The 12322-nt window shown below is 59.6% G+C and carries 11 protein-coding genes; 6 read left to right on the forward strand and 5 right to left on the reverse strand.

The features are described from left to right. Positions 1–13: 13 nt before the first annotated feature. A complete protein-coding gene (locus ASU33_RS12600; protein WP_059071186.1) occupies positions 14–1048 on the forward strand; it encodes an AAA family ATPase in 1035 nt (344 codons plus the stop codon). An 11-nt stretch (positions 1049–1059) separates the two neighbouring features. On the opposite strand, the gene corA is transcribed toward ASU33_RS12600, so the two are convergent. After that, positions 1060–2295, reverse strand: coding sequence for a magnesium/cobalt transporter CorA (gene corA / locus ASU33_RS12605; RefSeq protein ID WP_078063096.1), 1236 nt, complete (start codon positions 2293–2295; stop codon positions 1060–1062). Between the two features lie 175 nt (positions 2296–2470). Here corA and ASU33_RS12610 point away from each other — a divergent pair, with 175 nt between their 5' ends. The 3 genes from ASU33_RS12610 (at position 2471) to ASU33_RS12620 (ending at position 5834) form a co-directional block, all read left to right on the forward strand. After that, entirely contained in the window at positions 2471–3493 is a 1023-nt protein-coding gene (locus ASU33_RS12610; RefSeq protein ID WP_160328188.1) for a GNAT family N-acetyltransferase, read from the forward strand. 82 nt (positions 3494–3575) lie between these two features. Then, complete coding sequence (locus tag ASU33_RS12615) at positions 3576–4883, forward strand: MATE family efflux transporter (protein WP_059071188.1); 1308 nt, start codon at positions 3576–3578, stop codon at positions 4881–4883. Positions 4884–4916: 33 nt separating this feature from the next. Continuing rightward, positions 4917–5834 carry a glycosyltransferase family 2 protein gene (locus tag ASU33_RS12620; protein ID WP_160328189.1) on the forward strand — a complete coding sequence of 306 codons (918 nt, stop codon included), beginning with the start codon at positions 4917–4919 and terminating at the stop codon, positions 5832–5834. A gap of 72 nt (positions 5835–5906) precedes the next feature. On the opposite strand, the gene ASU33_RS12625 is transcribed toward ASU33_RS12620, so the two are convergent. Beyond that, positions 5907–7553, reverse strand: a complete 1647-nt coding sequence (locus ASU33_RS12625) for an ArnT family glycosyltransferase (RefSeq protein WP_059071190.1) — start codon at positions 7551–7553, stop codon at positions 5907–5909. A 73-nt stretch (positions 7554–7626) separates the two neighbouring features. Between ASU33_RS12625 and ASU33_RS12630 the strand changes: the two genes are divergently transcribed. Beyond that, positions 7627–9249, forward strand: a complete 1623-nt coding sequence (locus tag ASU33_RS12630; RefSeq protein ID WP_059071191.1) for a hypothetical protein — start codon at positions 7627–7629, stop codon at positions 9247–9249. Between the two features lie 125 nt (positions 9250–9374). Next, a complete protein-coding gene (locus tag ASU33_RS12635) occupies positions 9375–10352 on the forward strand; it encodes an acyl-ACP desaturase (protein WP_059071192.1) in 978 nt (325 codons plus the stop codon). Positions 10353–10435: 83 nt separating this feature from the next. Here the strand turns inward: ASU33_RS12635 and ASU33_RS12640 are convergent, their stop codons facing one another. The 3 genes from ASU33_RS12640 to ASU33_RS12650 form a co-directional block, all read right to left on the reverse strand. After that, positions 10436–11068 carry a hypothetical protein gene (locus tag ASU33_RS12640; RefSeq protein ID WP_059071193.1) on the reverse strand — a complete coding sequence of 211 codons (633 nt, stop codon included), beginning with the start codon at positions 11066–11068 and terminating at the stop codon, positions 10436–10438. Positions 11069–11228: 160 nt separating this feature from the next. After that, complete coding sequence (locus ASU33_RS12645; protein WP_059071194.1) at positions 11229–11897, reverse strand: hypothetical protein; 669 nt, start codon at positions 11895–11897, stop codon at positions 11229–11231. Between the two features lie 94 nt (positions 11898–11991). Beyond that, entirely contained in the window at positions 11992–12273 is a 282-nt protein-coding gene (locus ASU33_RS12650; protein WP_059071195.1) for a DUF427 domain-containing protein, read from the reverse strand. Positions 12274–12322: the final 49 nt, after the last annotated feature.

The raw sequence follows: 12322 nt of genomic DNA on the forward strand, positions 1-12322 counted from the left end.
AAAAGCATAGCACATGCGCCGGGGGCTGGTTGTAGGTAAGTTTGCACCTTTTCATCGCGGGCACCAGTACCTGCTGGAGGCCGCCGCCGCGCACTGCGACGAGCTACACGTGTGGGTGTACTCCAACCCCGACCCGAAAAGCATGCCCGCCCCGGTGCGTGCCCGTTGGATAGAGCTCATTTACGCCCAACCCCAGGGCCCAGCCATCGGCCGTACGCCGCTCCGGGTTCGTAGCTTCTTGCCGGAGCTCGATAACCTGCCGCCTAACTCAGCCCCCGATTACGCGCACCGCGAGTTTGTGCGCCAACAGCTGTTAGACTCAGGCATTTCCATTGACGTGGTATTCACCAGCGAAGCCTACGGCCCGGGCTTTGCCGAGCACCTAGGCGCCGAGCACGTGCTGGTTGATGCCAAGCGCCTGCGGGTGCCCATCTCGGGCACCCAGGTGCGGGCCGATGTGTACGGGCTGGCTAACTGGCTGCACCCGGTGGTGCAAGCGCACTTTACCTCGCCCGAGTACGTGCAGCGCGCGGTACTGCTCGGGGCCGAAAGCACCGGCAAATCAACGCTTGCAGCAGCCCTAGGTCGGCAGTATGGTACCAGCTGGGTGCCCGAGTACGGCCGCACTTTGTGGGAAGCACAACAGGGCCAATTGGCCTACCCCGATTTGCTGCGCATTGCGCATAGGCACCGCGAGCTGGAGGACGAGGCCCTAGCGAAGGCCCGCCACTGGCTGTTCGTCGACACCAACGCCGTTACCACGCTCTTCTATTCGTACGCCTACTACGGCCGCGCCGAAACCGAGCTGCACGCCTTGGCTCAGGAGTGCCGTACGCGTTACCAGCACACCTTTGTGTGCGCGCCCGATTTCCCGTTCGAGCAGGATGGTACCCGCGCTCCGGCCGCTGCCCAGGGCTTTCATCAGGCTGCCGTACTTATGCAGTTGGGCATGCTGAATATTCCTTACACTTTGCTTACGGGAAGCTTGGAGGAGCGCCTAAGGCAGGTATCGGCGGTGCTTGAAGTTGATCAGGATTCTAAATTATAGCTGCTTATTTGTCAGTTTGTTAGCCAACCTTTCTTATAGAAATAAACGAGCTGCCCCGTTACAATAACCAGCAGCACGCCCAGCAAAACAGGGTAACCCAGGGGGTGGTACAGCTCGGGCATATTTAGTGGGTTGATGCCGCCTTGCGGGTTCTCGCGCTGGAAGTTCATGCCGTACAAGCCCACCACAAAGCTCAGCGGAATAAAGATGCTGCTGATGATGGTGAGCACCTTCATTACCTCGTTCATGCGGTTGCTCTGGTCCGACATGTACAGGTCGATCAGGCTCGATACCGATTCGCGGTAGCTTTCCGTGAGGTCGAGGGCTTGGATGGCGTGGTCGTAACAGTCGCGGAAAAAAACCTTCATTTCTTCCGACACCACCTCATCGGGCATGCGCAGCAGTTCGGCAATCTTTTCGCGCTCGGGGTAAACCAGGCGGCGGAAGCGCACGATGTCCTTTTTAATCTGCAGAATGCGGGCAAGCAGGCGCTTGTTGGGGCGGCCGCGCAAAATCACGTTTTCTAGCTCCTCAATGTAGTCGCCAATGGCCGCCATGGTGGGGTAGTAGTGGTCGAGCACCACATCGGTGAGGGCGTAGGCGAGGTAGAGGGGTGGGCGTTGCTTGATTTGGCTGTAACCCGAGCGAATGCGCTGGCGCACAGTGTCGAGGCAGTCCTCGTAGTCGTCCTGAAACGAAAGCACGTAATTACTTCCCGTAAACAAGCTTAGCTGATCGTCGTCAATCTCGAGCTGGGAGGTAAACTCCGTCATGCGCGATACCAGGAACAGCTGCCCGTCATCGTTTAGCTCCACCTTGGCGCGTTGGTAGTCGCCTAGCACGTCTTCCATCTGCAGGGGGTGCAACCCAAAATCCTGCATGAAGCGCCGCATCAGCTCCACGTCGCCGTAGCCGCGTACATCAATCCAATGACGGCGTTCGGGCTGCCCCCGAAAGCGCTGCATCAGTTCGTCGTAGCTCGAGCATTCGCATTCGTCAAAGCCGTTGGCATCGTAGCTAAACAGAAACAGCTTGGGCGGCAGGGCATCGTCGGGGATGATGAGCGTGCCCGGACGCGCGCCAACGCCTTGGCTGTGTGCCTGCCGGGTGGCGTCGCGGTCCGAAACGCTGGTCGAGCGCATTTTGTCGTCGTCCTCATCGTCGTCGGCAACCGTTGGCGCAGCCGATGCAGCAGTAGGGGGAGTGGAAGTAGCAGGTTGCGGATTGCCCGCATTCAAATCAGACATACAAGCGGTAAGCTAAGGGCCCAGGGGCCATCCTTGGCGTAATGCTACGCAGCGGCGGCCATAAATGTGCTGCCCGATGCCGGCAAGTCTGACTTATCGACCTAGGGCCACAGGGGCTGGCAACCACTTACGGGCGTTTTTTACGTTACCTTCGCAGCCTTACAGTTTTGCCCGCGTGACTCATTTGCCTTCTTCCGACGTGTCTGCCGCTGCCGTTGCTGGCGAAGTGTGCGCGTTGCAGAGCGGCCACGGGCGCTACCAACTCCGCTGGCAGCACGAGTTTACGCCTGCCTACCCGCTGGCCGAGGAGCTGTACTTGTACCTGCAGCCCGACCAACTGGCCCACGCCAATGTGCCTGGCCAACGCCTACTGGTGCTGCTCGAAGATTTGCACCTAGGGCAAACTGTTGGCTGGTGGCCGGTGCTCATCGCCCCCAATGCCGAAGCGCGCAGCCCGTGGCAAGCACCGTTTGGAGGCCCGCAGCTGTTGCGCCCCGATGTGCCCGCCGGCGTGCTCGATGAGTGGCTTACGCAAGTGCACCTAGGGTTGGCCGCGCGGGGCGCCCAGCGGCTGGTGCAGCGCTTGGCTCCTTTTGCCTACGAGCCCCGCACCATGGGGCCGCTGGTAGCGGCCTTGCAACGTACCGGGCACACCATCAGCTTGGCCGAAATCGACAGCTACTTGCCATTGGAGCATGCCTATGATGCGCGCCTGCACCCCTCGGAGCGGCGGCGGCTACACAAGTGCCTGCGCCACGGCTTTCGGGTAGAGCAGGAGCCGCCCTTGCTGTTGCCGCTGGCTTACGAGTTTCTGAGGCGCTGCCGTGAAGAAAAGGGACAAACCCTTTCGCTTACGCAGGAGCAGCTGATGGACTTGTTCCGGCGGTTTCCGCGCGAGTACCTGCTGTTTTCGGTGCGCGATGCCGCGGGCGAGTGGGTAGCCCTAACCGTGGCCGTGCTGGCGGGCCGGGGCGTGCTCTACAACTTTTTTCCGGCTAGCCCGCTGCAATACAACTCGTTCAGCCCCGTGGTGCTGCTAAATGCCGGTTTGCACGCGTTTGCCCAGGCCAGCGGCTTGCGCTTGCTGGATTTGGGCACCTCCACACTGCCCACAGGCCACAACGAATCGTTGCTGCGGTTTAAGCGCCACCTAGGTGGCGTGTTCAGCCTGAAACTTACGCTGGAGCGCCCACTGTAACGAGGGCTTAGCGGCTTGCCTGCGGGCAGTGGTGCAGTGTACCCGCCTAGGGTAGTACTTTGCGCCTCCGTACTGCTACTGCATGAGCTTACCCGCCGCCGAAGACGAAACTACCGCCACCAGCCTGCCCGTGCCACCCAGCGGCATAGCCCGGTTTGTGCGGGGTTCCATTGGCTCGGGCATTTCGGTGGTGGCGCGAGCCGGCGGGGCGTTGGTGCTCAATAAGCTGCTGGCCGTGTACGGCGGGCCGGGCGGGCTAGCGTTGCTGGCGCACTTCCAAAACCTAATGGCCCTGCTCACCACCTTACCCAACGACGGTGTGCACGTAGGCATTGTGAAGTACCTAGCGCCGAAACGTGCTGGTACCGGTGCCTGGCGGGCTTGGTTTGGTGCCGGAGTGGGGCTTAACCTACTGGTGCTACTGATCGGTTTTGTGGCGTTGCCGCTGCTGCGGGGGGCCCTGCTACAAGCTTTTGAGCCTACGTGGCCGTGGGTTGCTGGCTTGGTAGTTGGCATTACGCTGCTTACTGCGCATGCTTACTTGGCGGCGGTGTTGCTGGCCGCCCATCGCCTAAAAGCTTACATTTGGCTTACGGTAACGCTCAGCGTACTGGGACCAAGTGCAGTGGCCCTGGCTTTGTGGGCGAAATGGCCCGTAGTATGGGTGCTGCTGGCGTATTTGCTGGCGCAGGGCCTTACGGTGGTACCAACAGCTTGGCTCTGCTTTCGTTACCAACTGCTGCCCCGGCACCCTAGGTTGCGCATCAGCCGGGTAGCGGTGCAAGAGCTAGGCAAGTACTTACTAATGGCGCTGAGCGTGTTGCTATGCAGCAAAGCCCTCGACTTTGCCGTGCGCGACTTGCTTATTGCCCGTTTTAGCCTCGCACAAACAGGGTTGTGGCAAGCCGTAGCCAAACTCTCCGACAACTACACCATGGTGTTTTCGGCCGTGATGGGGGCGGTATTTTACCCTAGGGTTGCGGCTTTGGCCGGGCAGCCTGCCGAGCAGCGCGCATTTGTACGGAGCGTATTTGCGTTGCTGGCGCTTGTGTTGGCGCTGGGCTTTGGGCTGCTGTGGTTGTTGCGCGATTGGCTGCTACCCTTGTTATTCGATGCCCGGTTTGCTGCCGCCCGCGAGCTACTGGCCCCGCAGCTGCTCGGCGACTGGGCCAAACTGCTGGCCTGGACGCTGCTTTACCTGCTGCTGGCGCAGGCCCAGGCCATTAGGTATGTGCTGGTGCAGTGCGCCTCGGCAGCGGTATATGCCGGAGCACTAGTGCTGCTGCTGCCGCAATGGGAGCTATACGGCGCCCCCTTGGCCCATGCGTTACGGTTTGGGGTGGTGCTGCTGTTCTGCCTGATATACTTCAGAAGGTATTTTCGCCGCTAAATGCTTGTGCCCGATACCCCAACCGCTCACGCTGTGGCCGAACCGCTGGTTACCATTGTGGCCTTATGCCATAACCACGCGCGTTTCCTGGCCGCTGCCCTTAATTCAATAGCTGCCCAAACGTATCCATACCTCGAGGTGTGGCTCGTGGATGACGCTAGCTCCGATGGCAGCCAGAAAATCTTACGCCAGTACGCCACGCAATATCCGCAGTGGCACTTGCTGCTGCTGCCCAGCAATGTGGGCAACTGCCAGGCTTTCAACCAAGCACTTCGCCAAAGCCAAGGCGCTTTCGTCATCGATTTTGCGACTGATGACGTACTGCTGCCCGAACGAGTGGCGCGGCAGGTTGCCTTTATGCAGGCGCAAGGCCCTAGGTGCGGGGTGGCCTACCACGACTGTGAGCTGATTGACGAACAAGGCCAGCACGTGCGGTACCATTTCCGCCGCGACGAGGCCGGGCGCCCCGTGCACCCGCTACCTGCCTCCGGCGACGTTTTTGCGGAGGTGCTACGGCGCTACTTCATCAGCACGCCTACCATGATGTTTCGGCGCACCATGCTCGACGAGCTGGGGGGTTACGACGAGTCGCTGGCTTACGAAGACTTCGACCTGTGGGTGCGCGCCTCACGCAACTGGCACTTCGGTTTTCAGGATGAAGTACTAACCCAAAAACGCCTGCACCCGCAGTCGATGTCGCGCAAAGCTTACCGCCCCGGCGACCCTTACGTAGCGTCTACCATTCGGGTGTGCGAAAAGGCACTAACCATGTGCCGCACCCCGCCTGAGTTGGCCGCCTTAGCTACCCGCTTGCGGTGGGAACTTCGCCAAGCCGTGCGCTTCCGCAACGGCCACGAAGCCCGCCATTTATTTCGGCTCCTCAGGCAAACCAACCAAGCTACACCCCTCGATTATGCTGTAGGGGTACTGAGTTATATGCTCAAGCAATAGTTGTCCATGGTTAGGATATGTCCTTTGGTTATTAGCTTGTTATTTCAGTTGTCGTCTAATTGCTTTAGCTAATTATTGCTGCTGAATTTGGTACAGCTCCACTGGGCCATCCTGCGCAATTAGCTGTCGTTTTGGGTACCAACTCAGCACACTATCGGCAGAGTAGCGAAGCAGCTTGCGCGTGAGCTCGGGGTTGCTGAGGGTAGCGCGGTTGAGCAGCAGCCAGGCCTGCGGAGCCGCCCGCAACTGTACCGAGTCGCGAGCCCAGTAGCGGCGGTACTGCAACCCACGAGGTACCTCGTAGCCGTAGTAAAAATCGTAGTTGCCGATCAGGTAGTCGTCGATGAATACTACTCCTAGTTGCTGCCCGGCAAGGTGCTGCCGGATGATCCGGTTCTGTGGAAAGTGCCCCGATACGCTGGGCTTGCGCATGAAATGCGCCGGGCGCAATGCCAGCACGAAGGCAATGCCCACCAAACCCAGGCTCACGTAAGCCGGGCCGCCGGCTTGCAAGCGTCGCAGACGCGGCGCGGCCCACAACGCGGCCATCACCACTGCCCAACCAACGTACAGAATGGCCGCGCTGCCGCGGTCGTAGGCAGCACAAGCGAGTAGCAACAGGGCGTAGAGCATTGCCCGCCGGCCGGTGCGCAGCAAGTCCGAGAGGCCGTAGCCCGCTGCTAGGCACAGCGGTGGTAGCAGCGGCGTGGCCATACGCGGCTGCAGCGTAATGGGGTTGTACTGCGACACGGAAGTGCTGCCAAACCAATAAAACGCCAGGGTGCTGAAAGCAAGCGCTAACCAGAAGCGCCGGTCGTCGCGGCCCGTGGCTTGGGCAGGAGCAAAGGCCGCGCCCACAGCCAGCAGCACCGCCAAGCCCAGCCCCGTGCCTACCAAAAACTGCACAGGGCCTAGGGTAAGGCGGGAGAGCAGCGCAGCGCGGTTGCCTAGCAAGTAGTTGCCCTCCTTCAAAAATTCGTTGGTGTTTTCTATCAGATGCACGCGGTAAAGCGCGTCGTTGGTTTGCACCTGATAGAAGCCCAAGTAGGTAATAAGCACCACGGCACCAATTGCAAAAGCCGCAAGCCAAAACTCACCATGTTGGCGCCGCACCACATCGAGCGTTAGCAGGCTTAGGTAAAAAGGCGCGTAGTACACCACGGTTTCTTTGCAGAGCAGGGCAGCAAAGTTGAGCAGCGCAAAACCAGCACCCCAACGCAGTTCGTTGCGGCCCATCTGCCTACCCGCCAACAGGGCCGAAGCGGCCGCAAAGCAGGCCAGCATGTTGATGTTATCGGGGTAGAGGTAGTTGGTGAGGTTGAGCGCAAAGTAGTGCAGTCCCAGTAGCAGCATGGCGCCGCAGGCTACTAATGGCTGGCGGTGGCGGTAGTGAGCCCAAATCAGCACCGAGCACAGTAGCGTAGCCAGCAATGGCCACAATGTTGTGCTCCAAATATTCACGCCAAACAACGCGTAGCAGAGCGCCACGGGCCCGAAAATCAGCCACCGCTCGTGCAGCGGGTCGTGCAGCAAGCCCTGCGGATCAGGCCCTAGGTGAAAGTTGCCGTGCAGCAGCTGGTGGGCGTAGCGCGAGTAGAAGTAGTCGTCGAGGGCGTACAGGCCTTCGTGGCTCAAAATGAAATACGCCACCGTAAACAGTACCACAAACCCCAGCGTGAGGGTAGGTAACCAGGAGCGCAAGCGGGTAAATGCATTCACCGGGGCAAGTTGCGCAGAAATCGGCAGCCCACGCCGCCGCTAAGGATGAGTTGCAGGCTGTACCTTGCGCGGCATGAATCACGAAGCTCGAGCAAATTGGCTGCGCATTTGGGGGCTGCCCCTGGCCTTGCTGTTGCTCGTGACTGTGGGCCTGGGCAGCTACTACGAAACCAACGACGACTTCGTCATCACGCTGTTGCTACGGGGGCGCACGGCAGCTGCGCCCGTCACCAACTTACACCTGTATTTCCACGGGTGGGCTTGGTTGCTGGCTACGCTTTACCAGCAATGGCCCATGGTGCCGTGGTATGGCCTGGTGCTGTACGCGCTGCTTTACCTGGCCTTGGTGCTGTTGGCGGCAGTGCTCGATGCCTTGCTGCGGCCGTACCTAGGCGGCCGTGCTCGCACGGCTTGCCTTGCGTTATTTCTGCTGATGGCGGGCCTCGAGCACTTCATGTGGTTTAACTACGTGCGCGTGCCGTTGCTGCTGGGCGGCGCAGCCGTACTGGCAGCGGCTCAGCGCCAAGCCGGGCGCAAATACCAAGGCAGGGTATTGCTGCTGGCCAGTTTGGCGTTTGCAGCGGCATGGGCCATAAGGCCGAGCGCGGCAGTGCTTGCTTTGGCCGTAGTGGCGCCGGTTGCTGCTTGGCTGGCTGGGTGGCAGCGGGGCTGGCGGGCGGTTGCCGCGGCAGCATGCATTGCCTTGGTTGGCGGGCTTGCCCTGCAACTTAACCGCACCGAGCAAACCAAGCGCTATCGTCAACTCGATGTACTTAAATCAAACGTCAACGATTACCAGCTGTACGTCTCAAAACCCAACAACCCTGCCGATGACCTAGGCGTGCGGGCCGTGCAGCAATGGGTGCTCGGCGACTCAACTCTCGTGAACGAGGCACTGTTTGAGCGGGCATTTCAACCCAATTCCAAGTTCTTTCCTTACACAGCGGCCACGAAGCTAAAAGCAGTGGCAAGCCAACTCGCTCGTGATTATTTCCAGTTGCTGCTGCTCAATGCACTACTTGGACTATGGGGCTGGTGGTGCTTGCCGCGGGCCAAACGCTGGCCATGGTTGCTGTACCTATTGGGGGCAGGGCTGTTGTTGCTTGGCTTGGGCGTGGTGCTCAAACTGCCACCCAGGCTGGCGGGCCCGTTGCTCACTTTGCTCACCGTTGCCAACGTGGCCGTTGTGCTGCAAGCTCCTCAAGACATGCATCAACTCCGCTACCTAGGGCCGCGGCGCATGCTGTTGGGCTTGGCGGTGATTGTGGGCGGCCTGTACGGCTACAAAGTGCTGCACCGCCGTAGTGTGCTGGCTGCCGAGGAGGCCGAGCATAGCCGCTTGCTCCAACGCGTGCAGCGGCAAGCGCAGGGCAAGGTGTTGGTGGCCGCAGGATTAGAAGAAGTTTTTAAATCCCTCTCTCCCTTCAGGCAATACGTAAATAGTTCAGGTACCCCGTGGCTGTTGGTGGTGGGTTGGAATACGCTCGACCCCTCGCAGGCCCGCCTGCGCCAGCACCTCACCGGCACCAGCAGCCAAGCCGAGGCGCTGCGGCGGCTAAGCATGCGCCCCGATGCCGTTTTGTACCTGCCGCAAGGAGCGGAGGTGGCTCCGTTCTGGCGAGCGTATTTGTATAATTGGGTGCGAGCCGAGTGGCCAACTGCCCGCACAGTATCCGAACCAGAGGTTCAGCCATAAACGGCTTTTGTACGTATGCAGGAAGCAAGTAGGAGGCTTTGGCAACAAGCTGCTGCCGATTGCCTACTTTTGAGCTTTCCCCAACTGCTCCTAACTACCCTCATCACCTCTTTTCCCCATCGTACATGATTGCCTCCATGACATCGCGCGGAGAAGTACTTCAGCACTTAGAAGTATTCCTGCGTGAGAACATTGGTACTTTCCTCAAGAAAGTTGAAGACAGCTGGCAGCCTTCCGACTTCCTGCCCGATTCGCGCCTCGACAACTTTTTCGACGAAGTGAAGGCCCTGCGCGAGCGGGCCAAGGAGCTGAGCTACGACCTGTTGGCCGTACTTATCGGCGACACCATAACCGAAGAAGCGCTGCCCAACTACGAGGCTTGGTTTCATCAGCTCGATAACCTCAACCGCGACCCCAACAACGGTTGGGCTCAGTGGATTCGGGGCTGGACGGCCGAGGAAAACCGCCACGGCGACCTGCTCAACCGCTACCTCTACCTGTGCGGCCGCGTAAACATGCGCGAGTTCGAAATCAGCACCCAGTACCTAATTGCCGATGGTTTCGACCTAGGCACCGCGCACGATCCGTACCGTGCCTTTGTATACACTTCGTACCAGGAGGCCGCTACCAACCTTTCGCACCGCCGCGTGGGCACCTTGGCTCGCAAAGCCGGCGACGGGGCCCTCTCCAAGCTCTGCGGTATGATTGCCGGCGATGAATCCCGCCATGCCCGCGTGTATCAAACCTTTGTAGAGAAGATCTTCGAAGTAGACCCGTCGGAAATGATGCTGGCCTTCGAAGACATGATGCGCAAGAAGATTGTAATGCCTGCGCACTACATGCGCGAGCTGGGCGTGGAAATGGGTAAAACCTTCGGCCACTTTACCGATGCCGCCCAACGCCTAGGTGTGTACACCAGCCAAGATTACACCGACATTCTGGAGGGCCTGATCAACACCTGGAAAATCGACCAGGTTACGGGCCTGAACGGCCAAGCCGAAAAAGCCCGCGACTACATTATGGCCCTGCCGGCCCGTTTGCGCCGCGTAGCCGACCGCATGCCCGTACCGAAGCTCGAATACAAGTTCAAGTGGATTGAGTAGCCCTCCGCGAGCTACTAAGCACAAACGCAACGCCCCGGCCTGTAACAGGCCGGGGCGTTGCGTTTGTAATGGGTGCCGAGTACTTAGGGCAGGGTGCGGTGGGTAACCATGGTCAGCAGGCCTTCTTTCTTGGGCATTTCGTACTCCACTACGCGCGTACCGCCCGAGGGCGAACTGTTGGGGTCGGTGGGCAAGTACACCGGAAACGTCCGAATGATTTTGCGGTCCTCCACCCGGAACGAGTCGTGCCCTAGGTACCCCACGGCGGCGGGGCCATCCAAGGCGGGCAACGCGAGGTTACGGCGGCCCCGGTTAAGAAACTCATACCCCACAAGCCTGCCATACGAGCCGCTGCCGGCTGCATTCACAAACACCAGCAATTCGGGGTAGTCGTCGTTGTTGAGGTTGGTAACTACCGCATCGGTTACCACGCCCTCAATGTTGGTGGTACTGGCCATCAGCTCCCGACCTAGGCGCTTGGCTTCCAGCAGTAGTTGGCGTTGCGTACCTGTGCCCAGGGTGCGCACAGCAAAATTGTAGTCGCCGCGGCTTAGCTCCTTCCGAAAGCTCTCGTTGGGGGCAGGCACAGCGCTGCTGGCCGTGGGGTTGGGGTCGGCCGTTTCGGTGGCTGAGCGCTGCGAGTCGCAGTTGCTGAGCAAGGCCGCAGCAAGCAGGCCTAGGGCAGCCGGGCGCAGGCTAAGGGTAGGTGCAGTCATAGGGCAGGCAAATGGTTGGGCGAAAGCCTCTGCGGCGCAACTGCTTTTTACAAACGCCTTGCAGCCCATGAGGTTGCGTAACAAGCGGCGGGTATTGCAGCAGCAACAAAAAGCCCACCTGGCCAGGTGGGCTTTTTTGTTGACAAAACCGTGACCCGCGCTAGCGCTTGTTGTCGGTGCTGGCAGGGGTGTTTACGGGCATCAGCATGCCATCCTTGTTCAGGGTGTACTCAATGGTGCGCGTGCTACCCGTGGCCGTAGTGCCGGCATCGCCCGCAGTGGTGGTGCCGCTGGCCGTGCCGGTAGCAGCTACCGGGAAAGTGCGCACCAGACGGTTGCCGCGGATTTCGTACTTATCCTGGCCGTTGTAACCAGCAGCCAGGTCGTTGCTCAGTTTGGGAGGAGCTTGCACGGGGCGGAATGCGCGTTCAACAAACTCGTAGGCCTCTACGCCACCAAACGAACCCGAGCCGCTGGTAATCACGTAGAGCTCGGGGTTGCCGTTGCCGTTCAGGTCACCCATGATGGCATCGGTAACGTTGCCCTTCACGTTCATGCGGATGGGGTCGGTAACGAGCGCGTCGCCGCGGCGGGTGCGGATGGTGAGCTGCTGCCCGTTATCAATGCTAGCCGACTGTACTTGGAAGCGGTAATCACCCTGCGTGAGGTCGCGGCTGAACGTCACATCGGCAGGGGTGGTGGATTCAACTGCAGTCGAAACGGCGGCGTCGCTCGTGGCATCGTCGGTAGCGTTGCGCGCTGAGTCGCAACTGGCCGTGAGGAGCAAAGCGGCGGCACCAAACCACCAGGCCGTAGCGGAAAATTTCATGGGTTGCTAAAAAAGGAGTGGAGAAGAAGTAGCAAAGCAAATATTGAAAATTATATATGCAAACGCGAGTGCCGCCAGCGGGTTACAAAATCCGCTACGGAATCACTTGCACACCTTTCCAAAATGCCACGCGATTACGAATATTTTCGGCCGCAGGTTTAGGATCGGGGTAGTACCAGGCGGCGTCCTTGTTCAGCTCGCCGCTCACGCGCACCGAGTAATAGCTGGCGCGGCCCTTCCAGGGGCAAGTAGTTTGGGCAATGCTGCTTTCGAAAAATTCCTGCTTCAGCGACTCCGGCGGAAAGTAATGGTTGTTTTCAACCACAACAGTATCATTGCTTTCGGCCAACACGGCGTTGTTCCAAATGGCTTTCATGGGTAAGAAGTAATGAGGTGACAAGTAACTCGCAGCAAAAGAAAACGAG

This window comes from Solirubrum puertoriconensis, from assembly GCF_001483135.1.
GTDB lineage: Bacteria > Bacteroidota > Bacteroidia > Cytophagales > Hymenobacteraceae > Solirubrum > Solirubrum puertoriconensis.